The organism is Citrobacter freundii complex sp. CFNIH4, assembly GCF_002934505.1.
Lineage (GTDB): Bacteria > Pseudomonadota > Gammaproteobacteria > Enterobacterales > Enterobacteriaceae > Citrobacter > Citrobacter freundii.
This window is the reverse complement of sequence record NZ_CP026231.1, coordinates 2,123,768-2,140,972: the sequence shown is the minus strand read 5'-3', so window position 1 is coordinate 2,140,972 and position 17,205 is coordinate 2,123,768. Positions and strand designations below refer to the sequence as shown.

Below are 17,205 nucleotides of genomic sequence, written 5' to 3'. Positions count from 1 at the left end.
AATAATTTTAGCATTGATATTCAGGCGTTAGGTCGCAGATTTGTAACTAAGTAAGCAAAGAGCGATTGCGAGGGCTGATACGTGAAATTATAATAAAAACCGGTTCTGATTTTTATAAAACACTCGAAAGGGGTGATAAATGGCAATCGCAGATCTGGATAAACAACCCGATTCTGTATCTTCCGTGCTGAAGGTTTTTGGCATTCTGCAGGCGCTGGGTGAAGAGCGCGAAATTGGTATTACCGAGTTGTCGCAACGCGTCATGATGTCAAAAAGCACCGTTTATCGCTTTTTGCAGACCATGAAAACGCTGGGTTATGTGGCACAAGAAGGGGAGTCTGAGAAATACTCACTGACCCTGAAACTATTCGAGCTGGGTGCTCGCGCGTTACAAAACGTCGATCTTATCCGTAGCGCTGATATTCAGATGCGCGAACTTTCGCGCCTGACCAAAGAGACAGTGCACCTTGGTGCACTGGATGAAGACAGCATCGTCTACATCCATAAAATCGACTCTATGTACAATCTGCGCATGTATTCTCGCGTAGGTCGCCGTAATCCGCTGTACAGCACGGCTATCGGTAAAGTTCTGCTGGCATGGCGTGACCGCGATGAAGTGAAGCAGATTCTGGATGGTATCGAGTACAAGCGCAGCACCGACCGTACTATTACCAATACTGATGAGCTGCTGGTATTGCTGGATAAAGTACGCGAGCAGGGCTACGGTGAAGATAACGAAGAACAGGAAGAAGGTCTGCGCTGCATCGGTGTACCGGTGTTTGACCGTTTCGGTGTAGTGATTGCAGGCTTGAGTATTTCATTCCCGACGCTACGTTTCTCAGAAGAACGTTTGCACGAGTATGTGGCGATGCTGCATACGGCTGCGCGTAAAATTTCAGAACAAATGGGTTATAACGACTATCCGTTCTAATCTGATGTAATAGCGTCAAGGTAAAAACCCCAGGTATTTTTGTATCTGGGGTTTTTTATGAACAGTCATAACGTTAGTTGGTGCAAATAACGTAGCGGATGTATTGCTGCTATATTAACCGTTATCAATAATGACCGTGCTTTTTCTTAACAAGGGACAATCCGACAGGCCAATGATACCGCTGTTTGTGTGGACGTATTGCGCGGTGCTGGTTCCGCGGGCGGTCAGATATTGGCATTGCAAGCCCAGGCCTGCTGCATTCTCCTTACTTCCAATCAAAATTCCGTAGCCGCTCAGTAATAAACCGATCCAAACCAGAGCTAACAACACAATAGCGCGGATTATCAGACGCATTACAACCTCTTATCTTTTCTCGTTATTATTAGATTAGCCTGTACATGGGATGAAACAAGTGAATCATTCCTAAAAAGATTGAATGCCGATACAGTTAACGCTGGGTTTAGGTAACGCATGATAATTTATAGGCATAAGATGTTGATTCGAAGAGTGGAGCTGGAGTGAAAAAAATTCGCTGGGTAGTGCTGATAGTTGTCGTGCTGGTATGCATACTGATGTGGGCGCAAGTGTTCAACATCATGTGCGATCAGGATGTACAATTTTTCAGCGGTATTTGTGCCATTAATAAATTTATTCCCTGGTAAGCGCATTTTTGCCACAGTTGATTACCTTCTTGTGCGGCAGTGGTAAACTACGCTGTCTACATTGAGGTGGTGAAATGAACGAAGTTTTGAATTCTGGCGCGTTGAGTTTGGCGTCTTTGGCTGTATCGGTGGTGATTCTGGTTGTCGGGCTTGTACTGTGGTTTTTCGTCAATAGGGCAAGTTCGCGTACTAATGAGCAGATTGAGCTGCTTGAAGCATTGTTAGATCAGCAAAAAAGACAGAACGCATTGCTCCGTCGCCTTTGCGAAGCTAACGAACCTGAAAAAGCGGCAGAGCCTGCTGTGGTCACAGCGAAAGACGAAGATGATGACATCATCCGCCTGGTAGCTGAGCGGTAAAAACGGTATGACAGGGTGAGGATCTGTTGCTTACGTTCTCAGATGTTTCATCCTGTCGCCAACATGCCAGATTATTTTCTTCTGCACATGTCGTGTAATTAGCACTCTGATTCTCGTGTTAACTCAGTATTTTCAGATGCTCCAGCCAATTAATATCTTATCCCCAGTCTGATATAAATATAATTTCCCATACGATAAAAATATGATTATGTCATTTTTGTGATAGTGATCGTTTTATTAACAGCGAAACGTTTCTCTTACTTTTTTTGTGCATTGTCATCATTCTTTCATTATTTTGGTGCAAAAGCAGAAGGCAGATCTCATTTTTACGCTTGTGACATTTTATGCATTACTAAGCATAAAAAATGATATTCAGCACACCCTGTAACAGCTAATCTGGAACAACCGAAGCTATTGAGCTATGGTAGAAATGTCCCGGCTATGGTGCAAGCCTGGCGGGGGATGGGGCGAGCGGCGGGAATATAACACTACTCGGTGTGGCGCATAACTGTGCAGTTGCTGTTTGATGAACGACAGGATTTGTGCGACCGATCGAGACACGTTTAAAAATGGCTTGCCATTATTAACGTTGTATGTGATAACACGTTTTGGGTTAAACGAGGTACAGTTCTGTTTATGTGTGGCATTTTCAGTAAAGAAGTCCTGAGTAAACACGTTGACGTTGAATACCGCTTCTCTGCCGAACCTTATATTAGTGCCTCAAGCAGTAATGTCTCAGTTTTATCTATGTTATGCCTGCGGGCGAAGAAAATACTCTAAGGAATTTTGCAAATGGCAAAGATTAAAGGTCAAGTTAAGTGGTTCAACGAGTCTAAAGGTTTTGGTTTCATTACTCCGGCTGATGGCAGCAAAGACGTGTTCGTACACTTCTCCGCTATCCAGGGTAACGGCTTCAAAACTCTGGCTGAAGGCCAGAACGTTGAGTTCGAAATTCAGGACGGCCAGAAAGGTCCGGCTGCTGTTAACGTAACAGCTATCTGATCGACACCACTGATTTGAAGCGCATATGCGCAACCATCTCAGATATAAAGCCTCGCCTATGCGGGGCTTTTTAATTCAAAATACGTCTAAATATTTCTAAATGCCCTCCCATTAGCGCTTTGTTGCAAAGGCGTGATGTTCGTAGCATAGTTTTCCCCGCTTTCTTACGACATTTCTCGTTAAATCAGACACCTGAAAAACTATCTTGCTGGAGTTCAGGTGAAAAAGAAAAACGACGGCGACGCGCGCAATTTTACTCCCGTACGTTTTGCCCTGCTTTGTGTGGCAATATTATTGAGTCTGGGATTGCTGCTGGGTCGGGTTGCATGGCTGCAAATTGTCACGCCGACGAGTCTGGTGAAACAGGAAGACATGCGTTCATTACGTGAGGTAACTATTGCCTCGCCGCGCGGGATGATTACCGACAGAGAAGGGCGACCGCTGGCGGTAAGTGTTCCGGTTAACGCGGTATGGGCCGATCCTAAGACCATCATCAGCAAGGGAGGCGTGGGTTATAACGAACGGTGGCAGGCTCTGGCAAGGGCTCTGCATCTGTCACTGAGTACGCTGGCGGAACGCGTTAACAGTAATCCTGGCGGACGTTTTATTTACCTGGCACGACAAATTTCCCCTCAGCAGGCTGAGTGGGTCGATGATCTTAATCTCCCGGGCATTAACCTGCGCGAGGAATCCCGCCGGTTCTATCCTGCAGGCCACGTAGCGGCGAATCTCATAGGTTTTACCAACATTGATGGACAAGGCATTGAAGGGCTGGAAAAAAGCTTTAATAACCAGTTGATGGGTAAACCTGGCTCCCGTCTGGTACGTAAAGACAAATTTGGCCATGTAATCGAGAATATCACCGAAGTTACGCCTGTTCCTGCACACCAATTACAGCTCAGCATCGATGAGCGCCTGCAGACGGTCACTGAAGATGCGTTGGACAATGCCGTTACGTGGAATAAAGCGGAATCAGGAGCCGCAGTGCTGGTCAACATTGCTACCGGTGAAATACTGTCCATGGCGAGCTTTCCTGACTTCAACCCCAATAACCGTGACGGCGCGGTACTGGATGATTTTCGTAACCGTGCGATAAGCGATACGTTTGAACCCGGTTCAACCGTTAAACCGCTGGTGATCATGACTGCGCTCCAGCAGGGGATAGTACAACCGGACAGCGTGATTGATACCCATCCTTTTTACCTTGATGGACATCGCATTCGCGACGTCGGATTTTACCCGGAGCTGTCGTTGACCGGAATTTTGCAGAAATCGAGCGATACCGGCGTGTCGCACCTTTCACTGGCTATGCCTGTTCAAAAGTTGCTGGATACCTATAAGAGCTTTGGTTTTGGCGATCCAACCGGACTGGGATTAACCGGTGAAAGTAGCGGTTTAATGCCTCAACGCCGCTACTGGAGCGATTTGGATCGCGCGACCTTTGCATTCGGCTATGGATTAATGGTAACGCCGCTGCAGTTGGCGCACGTATATGCAACCATTGGTAGTTTTGGTATCTATCGACCCCTTTCGATTACCCGTATTGACCCGCCGGTAATCGGTACCAGAGTGATGCCGGAGGCGCTGGTTCACCAGGTTGAACATATGATGGAAAGCGTCGCGTTACCCGGTGGTGGGGGAACTAAAGCCGCGGTCAGAGATTATCGCGTGGCGGTTAAAACAGGAACGGCAAAGAAAATTGGTGATGACGGTAAGTATGTCGATAAATACGTGGCCTACACGGCAGGCGTTGCGCCAGCGAGCGACCCGAAATTTGCACTGGTGGTCGTCATCAATAATCCGCAAAACGGTGCTTATTATGGTGGGGCTGTCTCTGCGCCTGTCTTCAGCCAGATAATGGGTGATGTCCTGCGTCTGGAGAACGTTAAACCGGATGGTATGCCTGCCGACTCTGATCATCTGCTGGTGATGCACGGCAGCAACGTATCCTCGCCGTCGCTGTAAGTTATTTTCCCAGGGCGCAATTCGCGTTACACTTGCGCCCTTAAGTCACCTGCCGGAGTTGTCATGTCGTTTTCCTGTCCTCTTTGCCACCAGCCTCTTACTCAAGCGAATAACAGTTTTGTCTGCCCCGGACGGCACCAGTTTGACGTGGCGAAAGAAGGGTATGTCAACTTACTGCCGGTTCAGCATAAGCGGTCGCGCGATCCGGGTGATAGCGCTGAAATGATGCAAGCCAGACGGGCATTTCTTGATGCTGGGCACTATCAACCGTTGCGTGATGCGATTGTGAATGTGCTTAAAGAAAAGTCGAATTCAGAAGATGCAGCGATCCTGGATATTGGCTGTGGGGAAGGGTATTACACCCATGCGTTTGCCGACGCGCTGGCGGGCTGTACAACCTTTGGTCTTGACGTATCCAAAGTGGCAATTAAAGCCGCAGCCAGACGCTATCCGCAGGTGATCTTTTGCGTTGCCTCCAGCCATCGTCTGCCGTTCGCAGACGAGTCAATGGATGCCATCATCCGGATCTATGCGCCCTGTAAAGCGCAAGAGCTGGCTCGCGTGGTTAAACCGGGTGGATGGGTGATCACCGCCACGCCGGGACCGCGTCATTTAATGGAACTGAAAGGGCTGATTTATGATGAGGTGCGTTTGCATGCGCCCCATACTGAGCAACTGGACGGTTTTGTTCTGCAACAGAGCATTGCGCTGGGATATCAGATGCAGCTTCAGGGCAGCGAGGCCGTTGCGTTACTGCAAATGACGCCGTTCGCCTGGCGGGCAAAGCCGGAAGTGTGGGAAACGTTAGCGGGGAAAACGACGTTTGACTGCCAGACCGACTTTAGTATTCATGTCTGGCAGCGTCTGAATTAACCGTGGAAGTGTGCCCAGAGGATCTGGGCACCGATACCAATCAGCACCACCCCACCCAAAATTTCAGCTCGTTTGCCCAGCATTGGGCCAATGAAACGACCAATCATCATGCCGAGCGTGGACATAATCAATGTGGCGCAGCCGATGGCCAGCGCTGTGGCAATAATGTTGACCTGCAGGAAAGCCAGACCCACCCCGACGGCCATTGCGTCGAGACTGGTGGCAATGGCGGTGGTAACCAGCAGCCAGAAACCGTGGCGGCGCTGCGGTTCTTCCTCTTCATCGCCGTTGTCGCGAAAACCTTCGATTATCATTCGCCCGCCTAAAAAAATCAGCAGAATGAAGGCGATCCAATGGTTCCACTCCAACACGAATTTGCTGGCCAGCATCCCCATGCCCCAGCCAATCAGTGGCGTAAGCGTTTCAACTGCGCCGAATATCAGTCCGGTGCGCAATGCTTCAGAAAATTTGGGTTTATGCAGGGTGGCGCCTTTGCCAATTGATGCGGCGAAAGCATCCATCGACATGCCGAAAGCGAGAAGAACGGTAGCGGTGAGATTCATAACAGCGTCCTGACCGGGGTATCCATAAAACACATCACTGCCCCCAGTAACCATGCATACAGGCTGGAATCACTGTAAATACAGCGCCATTCAAATATGCATTGCAGTTGATGTGCCTATGGTCTCGCCTGACTGAACCTGTAAGTTCAGTCCGTACGCGCCACGTTTTTCAACGAGTATGTTGACACGTACATTTCCGGAGTCTGGAAATCGGCTACTCCCCAACGACGGGCGCAACCTTAACATATTTTGAGAATATAAAACAAGAAACGCAGAAATAATATTTGACGTCTAGTTGAAAACGATTTTCATTTAGATTTATTTATAAATAAAACGTTAAAATAAATAACATTGAGGACAGTGAAATATAGCCTTGGCTATGTTTGTTTTTATACTGATATATAAAAACATAGTTCAGGCTATATTCATAAGCTATTGATTTGAAATTAATAGTTTATATATCCTCTCAAGATCGTCTATATTTCGTACGCGAATCAACAATCTTCGATGTTCTAATTGCATCACCAATACACCGTCTTCAGATAAATTCATCTCTTTAATGCGGTTATATTCAATCCAGACGTTGGCGAAGAAAAAACCTTTCTGCTTGAAGATGATTTTTGGCGTACGGATCCAGAACAGATACAAACCCATCAATACCAGTGCACATAATAACCATGTGGTAAATTGCGCGCCGTGGCTGGTGATGTTGTTGTAGATAAGAATAGCTACCAGGCCAAGGAAGATAACACTGTCGACTCTGCTGCGGGGAAGCAGGGCGACAGTAAGCAGAGTAGGGCCATTACGGCGGGGCATGATGAACTGATCGTAAATGGCATACGCCAGCAGCGAAAAGATAAATAGAACCAGCACCAGGTCCGTGATAGTCATGAATCCTCAACCCTCTAAATAGAAAAACCGGGGGCAAGCCCCCGGTGATGTACAACAGTTTTACAGGCCGAGCAGTCCGACAGCGTAGCCCGCGATACCGATGACGAAGAAGCCAACGATGATCCACAGCGGGTTCACTTTCTTACGCAACAGCCACATACAGGCGAATGTCAGCAGCAGAGGAACCAGACCCGGCATCAGCTGGTCAAGGATAGTCTGCACAGTGGTAACACGAGTCTGACCATCCTGACCGGTGATAGTAGAAACCACCAGTGGAATGTTTACGTGCGTCCACTTGTTAACCAATGCCCCCATGACAAACAGGCCGAGGATTGACGCCCCCTCAGTCAGTTTCTGCAGGAAGCCGCCGCCCATATCTTTAACGATATCGACACCTTTACGGTAGCCATATGCCACACCGTAATAACGGGTTGCCAGACGAACCAGGTTAAACAGAACGAAGAACAGCAATGGCCCCAGCAGGCTGCCGCTCATCGCGATACCTGCGCCGAGCGCGGCGAATACTGGGCGAACGGTACCCCAGAAGATCGGGTCGCCGACGCCTGCCAGCGGACCCATCAGACCAACTTTGATACCGTTGATGGCACCATCGTCAATCTCTGCGCCGTTTGCACGCTGTTCTTCCATCGCCAGCGTAACGCCCAGTACTGGAGCCGCTACGTACGGATGGGTGTTAAAGAATTCCAGGTGACGCTTAATCGCTTGCTTACGTGCGTCGTTGTTTTCCGGGTACAAGCGGCGGATAGCCGGCACCATGGAGAAACAGAAACCCAGCGCCTGCATACGTTCGAAGTTCCATGAACCCTGAAACAGGTTAGAACGAATGAACACGCCACGAATGTCACTCGGAGTGAGTTTTTTCTCGGTGGTAGTTTTAGTCATATCAACCATTTCGCTCACCTGCTAGTCCAGTTCGTTATCGAGATCGTTATTGCCAGCCGCCGCAGCAGGTGCACCGGCTACGCGGTTATATTTCGGGCTCAGCTGAATGTAGAGGATCGCCATCACTGCGCCAATCACACCCAGAGCAACCAGGTTGAAGTTAGTAAATGCCGCGGTGACGAAGCCGAGGTAGAAGAATGGCATCAGGTAGCCTGCGCGCATCATGTTGATGACCATCGCATAACCAACCACCACGATCATACCGCCTGCGATGTTCAGACCGCCGGTCACGACTTCCGGAATGGCGTTAAGCATGCTCTGAACTTCACTGGTACCAACAGAAATCGCTACGATTACCGCTGGGATAGCGATACGCATAGCCTGCAGGAACAGAGAGGATACATGCAGCCAGGAGAGTGCCGTCAGGTTACCGTTTTCGGCCGCCTTATCCGCTGCGTGCTGGAATGCTACGGTGATAGTACGAACGATAATGGTCAGTACCTGGCCTGCGGCTGCCAGTGGGATAGCCAGCGCGATACCGGCACCAATGCTTTGGTGACCTGCGATAACCAGAACGGTAGAGATAATTGAGGCCAGTGCCGCATCTGGTGCAACCGCAGCACCGATGTTCATCCAGCCCAGGGCGATCATTTCCAGGGTACCACCGATGATAATACCGGTTTTCATGTCCCCGAGAACGGCACCAATCAGCGTACAGGCCACCAACGGACGGTGGAACTGAAATTCATCGAGTACCGATTCCATACCCGCGATACATGCGACGATGAACACCAGCACAATCTGAAGAGTGGTAATCTCCATTGTACTTCTCCTATTGCTATACAGACTTAAGTGTGAAAACTAAGTAAATGCCAGGGAATTATTTCACCTTGGCAATCAAATCCATCATTTTCAGTTTCTGATCGGTAGAAACCTTACGTGCCTCAAGCTCAATACCGCGTTCGTTGAGTTTCTTGAAGGCTTCGATGTCTTTGTCATCGACAGAAATTGCGTTGTTTACCTGCGTTTTACCCTGACGGAAAGCCATACCGCCAATGTTTACGGAGGTAATTTTCACACCACCTTCAACGATACGTTCTACGTCGGTTGGGTTGGTGAACAACAGCATCACACGCTCACCTGCATATTTAGGGTTGTTGTAGACGCGGATCATTTTCGCGACATCAACCACATGCGCCGTCACACCCGGAGGTGCTACCTGAGTCAGCAGCGTTTTACGCACGGTATCGGCGGCAACTTCATCACTGACGACGATAATGCGTGTTACGTTGGTTTCTTTGGTCCAGCGAGTTGCCACCTGACCATGGATTAAACGGTCATCAATACGCGCCAGGCCGATCTGCATATAATCGTTCGGACCCATCGGTTTGGCGGGAGCTGCTGCTTTGGGTGATGCTACTGGGGCAGGAGCGGCTTTCTCAACCGGTTTGGCTTTCAGCGCTTTCACGCCTTCGCTACCAGTTTCAACGGCCAGTGCCACTAATTCATCAAAGCTCGGGTTGTCATCACGCGCCATGAAGGTTTCAACCAGCATGGGAATGTTCACACCGGCGATAACTTCGTAATGCTCTTTATCGACGACAATGCGGCTTGCAGCATTAAACGGGCTGCCTCCCCATGTGTCAACGAGAAACAGCACGCCTTTACTGGTATCGAGTTTTGCCAACTGAGCGTTGTACTTTTCGATCAGCGTTTCGGCATTTTCGCCTGGAACGAAATCTATCCAGCCGACATTTTCCTGCTCGCCTAAGAGCATTTCTGCCGTCTTAAGTAACTGCTCTGCAGCCCAACCATGTGTGCCTATTACAATAGCAATGGTCACTTGCTACCTCCTTTATTATCGTTAACACATCAACGTGAAGATGTATTTGAATCGTCGTCCGCAATCGAATCGATTCAGATAAGGGTTACAAAGAAAAACCTATGATTTTCGTGAATTATTTTAGATATCGAAAAAAATATTTTATGTGATGAAGATCCGTAATTTAACTTCCGATTAAAAGAAATTTCGAAGGGTAAAATATCTCCGAAACAACTTATTGCAAAGGAAGGTAAATCTTTGCTAAAAACCGCTTCTCTCTGTTATGTTTAGCATCTGTTTAATTACTCAGGAGTATAGGGCAGTAGCCCACCATATGGATCGTCACCGACGTCATTTCACCTTCAGGCCGTATCAAGCCTGTCAGATTGGCACTTTTTGCCACAAATTTTCTCTGCATATCGCTTTAACGCCTGAGATCCTCAGCGCGCAGTTTGGTCATTCCTTAAGCAGGAGCTTGTCATGGAATTATTAATGGACCCGCAGATTTGGGTGGGTTTGCTCACGCTTGTCGTTCTTGAAATTGTTCTGGGTATTGATAACCTGGTCTTCATTGCGATCCTGGCTGATAAGCTGCCGCCGAAACAGCGAGATAAAGCGCGTTTAATCGGTTTGTCACTGGCACTGATTATGCGTCTGGGCCTGTTGTCCGTGATTTCGTGGATGGTGACGCTGACAAAGCCGCTGTTCACGGTAATGGACTATGCGTTCTCGGGGCGCGATCTGATTATGCTGCTGGGGGGGATCTTCCTCTTGTTCAAGGCTACGACAGAGCTGCATGAGCGGCTGGAAAACCGTGAACATGATACCGGGCAGACGAAAGGGTATGCGAGCTTTTGGGTTGTCGTAACGCAGATTGTCATCCTCGATGCAGTGTTCTCGCTGGATGCTGTGATTACGGCGGTCGGTATGGTCAACCATCTGCCAGTGATGATGGCGGCAGTAGTGATTGCCATGGCCGTGATGCTGTTGGCCTCTAAGCCGTTGACCCGATTTGTGAACCAACACCCGACGGTGGTGGTGCTGTGTCTGAGCTTCCTGTTGATGATTGGTCTGAGTCTGGTTGCCGAAGGGTTTGGCTTCCACATTCCGAAAGGCTATCTGTATGCGGCGATTGGTTTCTCAATCATCATTGAGCTGTTTAACCAGATTGCCCGTCGTAACTTTATTCGTCACCAGTCGACGCTGCCATTGCGTGCTCGTACTGCCGATGCGATTCTCCGTCTGATGGGCGGTAAACGTCAGGCCAGCGTGCAGATGGAATCCGACAATCCGGTACCGGTTCCCGTCCCGGAAGGCGCATTTGTAGAAGAAGAACGCTATATGATCAACGGCGTCCTCTCTTTGGCGTCGCGTTCATTACGCGGCATTATGACGCCTCGTGGGGAGATCAGTTGGGTTGATGCAGACCTGAGCGTGGAGGAAATTCGCGAGCAGTTGCTTTCGTCACCTCATAGCCTGTTCCCGGTATGTCGTGGTGAACTGGATGAAATCATCGGTATCGTGCGTGCTAAAGAGCTGCTGGTGGCGCTGGAAGACGGTGTGGATGTGGCGGCGATTGCCTCTGCTTCTCCGGCTATTGTTGTTCCGGAAACGCTGGACCCGATCAATCTGTTAGGCGTTCTGCGTCGTGCCCGCGGTAGCTTCGTTATCGTCACAAACGAGTTTGGCGTAGTACAGGGTCTGGTCACGCCGCTGGATGTATTAGAAGCCATCGCCGGTGAATTCCCTGATGCCGATGAAACGCCTGAAATTATAGCTGATGCAGGCGGTTGGTTGGTCAAAGGCGGTACCGATCTGCATGCGTTGCAACAGGCGCTGGACGTGGATACGTTAGTGAATGAAGACGAAGACATCGCTACGGTGGCAGGTTTAGTCATTGCGGCTAACGGCCATATTCCTCGTGTAGGTGATGTTATCGAGGTCGCACCGCTGAGCATTACGATTGTCGAAGCGAATGACTATCGTGTGGATTTAGTTCGCATTGTTAAAGAACAACCCGCTCACGACGAAGACGAGTAACCGGGTTTAGCGAAACGGCATGACGGGCATACTGTGTCTCCCGTTATGCCGGGTGGGCGGCGGCGTGCTGCCCGCCAGCCATTTTGGAAAATCGCGCAGCGGCATTGGCTTGGCATACAGAAAACCTTGCAATAAATGTACGCCGTGTCGGCGCAAATGCTGAGCTTGCGCCTGTGTTTCAACGCCTTCCGCCACCAGTTCTATATTCAATTTTTTCCCCAAAGCGATAATGATGTCTGTGACGGTTGAGTTCACGGCGTCTGTTCCTATTGCCGAAGTAAATGATTTATCGATCTTCAGCACATCCGGGCGGAGCTTTTCCAGCCAGGAGAGCGAGCTATTGCCGGTACCGAAATCATCAATCGCCAGTTTTACGCCAAGCCGATTTAATTCGCGTACGACCCGATAATCCACATCCAGTAACGCATCGCGTTCGGTCAGTTCGATAACCAATTGCTGGATTGGGTGCTGGCTGAACCAGTACTGATTAAGATCTTTTAGCAACGTACCATTACGAAAATGGCTGGCGGCGACATTAATCCCAATATGAAACTGGCTGCTCATCGGGAAAACGTGTCGTTGCTGAATGGTTTCTGCGATGACATGGCGGGTAAGCGGTACAATCAGGTTGTGCTCCTCAGCGATGGGAATAAACACTTCCGGAGAGATCCAACCCTGGCGAGGGTTATTCCAGCGTAAAAGGATTTCCACGCCCATGCATTGCTGGGTTTGCGCATTAAGCAGCGGCTGGCAAAATAGTTCGAATTCCCGAGCAGCAAGGGCCAGATTAATCTCCCATGAGAAACTCATTCTGCTGGCGGTAGCCAGCCATGCCAGATAACCCACTAATAAACTTAGGATCACCGCCAGCGGCAGCTGTGTTGGCAGGTGTTTTACCGCCAACTCACTGGGACCGGGGCCGGTGACGCTAATGGTAAACGGAATCTATGGTCACTCCCGTTTTTGCAACACCGATTTTGACGACAAGTTGGCTTGCTTGAATCTATCCGGCGTCTGAATGGGATTTTATTCCCGCGCCTCGATGAGTTCCGCGCCTGATGAACCTCCAGAAAATATACGGCTTCAATGAGCCTTTCCGTTTTACAGGTTCCTCAACAGGCCGGTGGGCCGTTAGTATCATCAATATCAGTATTCGCAAAACCAGATGAATGATTGTTTAAACTGGTGTATTTCTGCCTTTATGCTTCGTAAGTTTGCTGTCGCGCCGTCAGTGCCCAGGCTATTCTGGCCAGCTTGTTTGCCAGAGCACAGGTGACGACAAAGTTGCTTTTCCGACACAACAACTCCCTGACCCAGTCGGCCAACTTGCCAGACTGGTGTTCCAGTTTTTGTATGAATACCCTGGCACACTGAACCAACAAAGTTCGGATCTTTTTGTTGCCCCGCTTGCTAATCCCTAACAATGTCGTCCGACCTCCCGTGCTGTACTGTCGGGGTACCAGCCCTGTTGCCGCCGCAAAGTCACGGCTGCTGGCGTACTGCTTCCCGTCGCCAATCTCAGTTGAAATAGTACTGGCAGTCAGCGTTCCAACGCAGGGAATACTCAGCAAGCGCTGTCCAACCTCATCTTCGTCCAACTTTCGTTTCAACTGAGATTCCAGATCTTTAATCTGCTCAACAAGATAGTGATAATGCTGTTGTAATTTCAGCAGTAACTGGCTGAGATAAAGAGGCAAACTACTGTCCTCAAGAAGGGTACTCAGTCGACTAATAACGGCAGCACCTCGCGGAACGCTGATACCAAATTCCAGCAGAAAAGCATGCATCTGATTAGTTGTTTTCACCTTATCCTGAACCAGGGATTCACGGACACGATGCAGAGCTCGCATTGCCTGCTGAGATTCGGTTCTGGGCTGCACGAAACGCATAGATGGACGTGATGCTGCTTCACAGATAGCTTCAGCATCAACGAAGTCATTTTTGTTGCTTTTAACGAATGGGCGGACAAATTGCGGTGATATCAGCTTTGGAAAATGCCCTAACTCTGCCAGCTTGCGTGCCATAAAGTGAGAACCGCCACAGGCTTCCATCGCGATGGTTGTTGCCGGGCATGTCGCCAGAAATTCGATTAGCTTTGGTCGGGTGAATTTTTTACGGTAAACGGCCTTCCCACGATGATCCTGACAATGAATATGGAAAGAGTTCTTACCCAGATCGATACCAATAAGCGCAATGTTTTCCATGATGGTTCTCCGAATGAAAGCCTGTCCTCAGCATAGTACTGGGAAGGAGGGAGTGACCATCTCATTAAATGTTGAGATGAAAGCTGGTAGCGTTTTTCATCATTTAGCTTAGGCAGAGTATCGACAACACCTTGATCATACAGTAGATGCCGATTACCAACGGTTAAGCTGGCATCGGTGATCTGCGGCGGCTGGGGTTCAAGCAACATAGACGACAATAAGTCAATATTGACGATTTCCAGCACGCCATCTTCACCATCGGCAGAGGACGGATACCACTGAGTCAGAATCGGACTGCCTTTAATCAATGAATGGTCGGTAGACAGCAGCAGTTGCGGTTCCCTGCTGGGTAATTCGGGCTGCAGTTGACTAATGGGAACATTACGATAACCAAAAATGCTGGAGCAATAGAGGATCCCGCTTTGAATCAGATTAATAGAACGTACCGTTTGCAATCTTGCGGCATGTTTGCTTAAGGGTAAACGCGCCACTGAGCAGGGGAGGCCAATCAACGGCAGCAATACATCCCGTCCGGTCTGCAAGGGTAAAAGCACGTCATCCAGTTCTTCTACAGCATGGTTGGCAAAGGTGACGATATTTCGGTGATTTAAATTACGCTCCGAAATAAATCGGACAGTTAATGTGAGGATGAGCGTCAGTAGTGCACATACTGTGCAGACGATTAAGCGATTCCGGCGATAATTTTTAATGATCCGTTGTGCTGTTTGCATGCGGGCCGCCCGATAAGCCGTTGGTCACAGAAGCCAACAGCAACAGAGCAAGTGTAGTGGGGAAAATTACAGTAGACGAGGGTGAGGGGGCAAATTCGCCCATCCGTTGCAGATGGGCGAAAATTAAGTATTAGTCACATTGAACTTTGATCGCCAGGCCACCGCGTGACGTTTCGCGGTATTTGGCGTTCATGTCTTTACCCGTTTCGTACATAGTCTCAATGACCTTATCCAGCGAGACGCGCGGCGCGCTGGTACGGCGCATTGCCATACGCGCAGCGTTGATCGCCTTCACTGAGGCAATTGCGTTACGCTCAATGCACGGTACCTGTACCTGACCGGCAACCGGATCGCAGGTTAAACCGAGGTTATGTTCCATGCCGATTTCAGCAGCAACACACACCTGTTCCGGGCTTGCGCCTAACAGTTCAGCCAGACCCGCGGCAGCCATGGAGCAGGCTACGCCCACTTCACCCTGACAACCTACTTCTGCACCAGAGATAGAGGCGTTCATTTTGTACAACGCGCCAATCGCACCGGCCGCCAGGAAATAGCGGGTATAGATATCCGGGCTAACGGACTCAATGAAATGATCGTAATAGGCCAGTACCGCAGGCACGATACCGCAGGCACCGTTGGTTGGCGCTGTCACTACGCGACCGCCCGCGGCGTTTTCTTCGTTAACGGCCAACGCAAACATGTTCACCCAGTCGATCACGTTCATTGGATCGTTAGACAGCTTATCGCTGGAAACCAGCATACGACGCAGGGCTGAAGCTCGGCGAGGAACGCGCAGCGGACCCGGCAACACACCTTCGGTGTTCATGCCACGATCGATACATGCCTGCATGGTTTGCCAGACGTGGCCAAAATACTCTTCAATCTCTTTTTTACTGTGCAGCGCAAGTTCGTTCTGCATTGCCATGCCAGAGAGAGACAGGCCGGTGCTGTTGCAATATTCCAGCATTTCAGTAGCGGATTTGAACGGATAAGGCACGCTGACCTCGCCCGAGGCATCCTGACCAAAATGTTCTTCATCAACGATGAATCCACCGCCGATTGAGTAGTAGGTTTTGCTATAAATGACGGTTTCGCCATTGTACGCATGGATCTGCATTCCGTTTTCATGCAGCGGCAGGTTGCCGTTGTGAAAACGCATCCCTTCATTCTGCGGGAAATCCACTTCGTGCTGACCCTGCGCAAGCAGCAGGCGTCCACGCGTTTCTACGTCGCGGATAAATCCGGGGATGCTATCAATATCCACGGTAGCAGGCTCATTGCCCGCCAGACCCATAATAATGGCGATATCGGTGTGGTGACCTTTACCCGTGAGCGACAGTGAACCATACACGTCGACGGCGACACGAGTAACGCTGTCCAGTAATCCTTTTTCGACCAGGTCATCGACGAACTGTTTACCCGCCTTCATAGGCCCTACGGTATGGGAAGATGAGGGACCAATCCCCACCTTAAACATGTCGAATAGACTAATCACGATAATACTCCTACAGGGCGACTGGGCTTTCCAGTAACGATGTTATAACTGCGCATAGTGTAAGAGGGAACGCGGCGAACGGCTTAACTATTCACATGAATTAAACTAATAGATAACCGCGGTTTTACTAATGTTGTGACCTGAGTTTCAAGTTGTCTATTGTGTGCGTAAAGATAAGTATAGTCAGGGCTTGACGCCAATTTGCAGCGCCAGCTCACGAATTATTCCGGCAGTCATTCCCCAGACGAAATATTGCTCATACCAGGAAAGCCATACGCGATGTGAATCGCCACGACGGTAAATATCCAACGGGTGGTAACGACCTAAATGCAGGGCCTGGGCCAGCGGCATTTCGAACACTGCGGAAACTTCATCTTCACTGGCTCGATACGGCAGATTAGGCGGGATAATGCCTACCACTGGGGTGACCTGGAAACCGGTCACGCTGTCGACAGGCGGCAGAACGCCAATCACTTCTACGCATGAAGGAGGGATCGCCACCTCCTCCTGCGCTTCGCGAAGGGCGGCGGCAATTAACGAGGCATCACTGCTATCCACTGCCCCACCGGGGAATGCGACCTGTCCGGCGTGCTTGCGCAGGTGAACGGAACGCTGGGTTAACAGCAACCCCGGCTGTGGGCGACGCACGACGGGGATCAGTACGGCGGCCTGGCGCTGGTTTAACGCGGCATGATTGACCTGCGGGCGCAGGAGTTGAAAGCGCGATAAAAAATCATCGAGCGTCAGGCTGCTGTATTCCACGT

Annotated in this window: 18 protein-coding genes and 2 pseudogenes; 9 read left to right on the top strand and 11 right to left on the bottom strand. The window is 49.7% G+C overall.

Annotated elements, in window-relative coordinates; genetic code table 11:
• The first annotated feature begins 139 nt into the window (after positions 1–139).
• A complete protein-coding gene (gene kdgR, locus C2U41_RS10925) occupies positions 140–931 on the top strand; it encodes a DNA-binding transcriptional regulator KdgR (RefSeq protein ID WP_003833778.1) in 792 nt (263 codons plus the stop codon).
• A gap of 114 nt (positions 932–1,045) precedes the next feature.
• Here kdgR and C2U41_RS10920 read toward each other — a convergent pair whose 3' ends face one another.
• Positions 1,046–1,285 carry a YobH family protein gene (locus tag C2U41_RS10920; protein ID WP_003034975.1) on the bottom strand — a complete coding sequence of 80 codons (240 nt, stop codon included), beginning with the start codon at positions 1,283–1,285 and terminating at the stop codon, positions 1,046–1,048.
• A gap of 164 nt (positions 1,286–1,449) precedes the next feature.
• On the opposite strand from C2U41_RS10920, the gene mgrB reads away from it, so the two are divergent.
• The 6 genes from mgrB (at position 1,450) to rlmA (ending at position 5,792) form a co-directional block, all read left to right on the top strand.
• A complete protein-coding gene (gene mgrB / locus C2U41_RS10915; protein WP_003034977.1) occupies positions 1,450–1,593 on the top strand; it encodes a PhoP/PhoQ regulator MgrB in 144 nt (47 codons plus the stop codon).
• A gap of 74 nt (positions 1,594–1,667) precedes the next feature.
• Positions 1,668–1,952, top strand: coding sequence for a YebO family protein (locus C2U41_RS10910; RefSeq protein ID WP_003841991.1), 285 nt, complete (start codon positions 1,668–1,670; stop codon positions 1,950–1,952).
• Positions 1,953–2,588: 636 nt separating this feature from the next.
• Positions 2,589–2,732 carry a DUF2627 domain-containing protein gene (locus C2U41_RS10900; protein WP_003034983.1) on the top strand — a complete coding sequence of 48 codons (144 nt, stop codon included), beginning with the start codon at positions 2,589–2,591 and terminating at the stop codon, positions 2,730–2,732.
• Between the two features lie 12 nt (positions 2,733–2,744).
• The gene (cspE, locus tag C2U41_RS10895; protein ID WP_001062678.1) at positions 2,745–2,954 is read left to right on the top strand and encodes a transcription antiterminator/RNA stability regulator CspE; all 210 of its coding nucleotides are present in this window, start codon (positions 2,745–2,747) and stop codon (positions 2,952–2,954) included.
• Between the two features lie 219 nt (positions 2,955–3,173).
• The gene (gene ftsI / locus C2U41_RS10890) at positions 3,174–4,919 is read left to right on the top strand and encodes a peptidoglycan glycosyltransferase FtsI (RefSeq protein ID WP_003841630.1); all 1,746 of its coding nucleotides are present in this window, start codon (positions 3,174–3,176) and stop codon (positions 4,917–4,919) included.
• 63 nt (positions 4,920–4,982) lie between these two features.
• Positions 4,983–5,792: a 23S rRNA (guanine(745)-N(1))-methyltransferase gene (rlmA, locus tag C2U41_RS10885; protein WP_003841628.1), complete on the top strand. Its 810-nt coding sequence runs from the start codon at positions 4,983–4,985 to the stop codon at positions 5,790–5,792.
• Here the strand turns inward: rlmA and mntP are convergent.
• The 5 genes from mntP to manX all read right to left on the bottom strand — a co-directional run bounded on the left by mntP (position 5,789) and on the right by manX (position 9,992).
• Positions 5,789–6,355: a manganese efflux pump MntP gene (gene mntP, locus C2U41_RS10880; RefSeq protein WP_003021013.1), complete on the bottom strand. Its 567-nt coding sequence runs from the start codon at positions 6,353–6,355 to the stop codon at positions 5,789–5,791. The two genes, rlmA and mntP, sit on opposite strands and share 4 nt — an antisense overlap.
• A gap of 432 nt (positions 6,356–6,787) precedes the next feature.
• Positions 6,788–7,246 (bottom strand): DUF986 family protein, encoded by a 459-nt coding sequence (locus tag C2U41_RS10870; protein ID WP_003021010.1) that lies wholly within the window; start codon positions 7,244–7,246, stop codon positions 6,788–6,790.
• Between the two features lie 60 nt (positions 7,247–7,306).
• Positions 7,307–8,158 carry a PTS mannose transporter subunit IID gene (locus tag C2U41_RS10865; protein ID WP_008322630.1) on the bottom strand — a complete coding sequence of 284 codons (852 nt, stop codon included), beginning with the start codon at positions 8,156–8,158 and terminating at the stop codon, positions 7,307–7,309.
• Positions 8,159–8,170: 12 nt separating this feature from the next.
• The gene (locus C2U41_RS10860) at positions 8,171–8,971 is read right to left on the bottom strand and encodes a PTS mannose/fructose/sorbose transporter subunit IIC (RefSeq protein WP_003021004.1); all 801 of its coding nucleotides are present in this window, start codon (positions 8,969–8,971) and stop codon (positions 8,171–8,173) included.
• Positions 8,972–9,029: 58 nt separating this feature from the next.
• On the bottom strand, positions 9,030–9,992 hold the full coding sequence (gene manX / locus C2U41_RS10855) for a PTS mannose transporter subunit IIAB (protein ID WP_016150389.1): 963 nt from the start codon (positions 9,990–9,992) through the stop codon (positions 9,030–9,032).
• Between the two features lie 262 nt (positions 9,993–10,254).
• Between manX and C2U41_RS30125 the strand changes: the two genes are divergently transcribed.
• Together C2U41_RS30125 and yoaE are read left to right on the top strand one after the other, a co-directional pair.
• Positions 10,255–10,464 carry a protein YoaL gene (locus C2U41_RS30125; RefSeq protein ID WP_008785027.1) on the top strand — a complete coding sequence of 70 codons (210 nt, stop codon included), beginning with the start codon at positions 10,255–10,257 and terminating at the stop codon, positions 10,462–10,464.
• Positions 10,452–12,011: a CNNM family cation transport protein YoaE gene (gene yoaE / locus C2U41_RS10845; protein WP_003844070.1), complete on the top strand. Its 1,560-nt coding sequence runs from the start codon at positions 10,452–10,454 to the stop codon at positions 12,009–12,011. The genes C2U41_RS30125 and yoaE overlap by 13 nt, the downstream gene beginning before the upstream one ends.
• Positions 12,012–12,017: 6 nt before the next feature.
• On the opposite strand, the pseudogene C2U41_RS10840 reads toward yoaE, so the two are convergent.
• The 5 genes and pseudogenes from C2U41_RS10840 to C2U41_RS10820 all read right to left on the bottom strand — a co-directional run.
• Positions 12,018–12,953, bottom strand: a pseudogene (locus tag C2U41_RS10840) (EAL domain-containing protein); the annotation flags it as partial.
• A 257-nt stretch (positions 12,954–13,210) separates the two neighbouring features.
• Positions 13,211–14,215, bottom strand: a complete 1,005-nt coding sequence (locus C2U41_RS10835; RefSeq protein WP_000427614.1) for an IS110-like element IS5075 family transposase — start codon at positions 14,213–14,215, stop codon at positions 13,211–13,213.
• Between the two features lie 68 nt (positions 14,216–14,283).
• Positions 14,284–14,946, bottom strand: a pseudogene (locus C2U41_RS10830) (CSS-motif domain-containing protein); the annotation flags it as partial.
• Positions 14,947–15,076: 130 nt separating this feature from the next.
• A complete protein-coding gene (gene sdaA / locus C2U41_RS10825; RefSeq protein ID WP_046671127.1) occupies positions 15,077–16,441 on the bottom strand; it encodes an L-serine ammonia-lyase in 1,365 nt (454 codons plus the stop codon).
• A 183-nt stretch (positions 16,442–16,624) separates the two neighbouring features.
• On the bottom strand, positions 16,625–17,203 hold the full coding sequence (locus C2U41_RS10820; protein ID WP_003020991.1) for a CoA pyrophosphatase: 579 nt from the start codon (positions 17,201–17,203) through the stop codon (positions 16,625–16,627).
• Between the last annotated feature and the right edge of the window lie 2 nt (positions 17,204–17,205).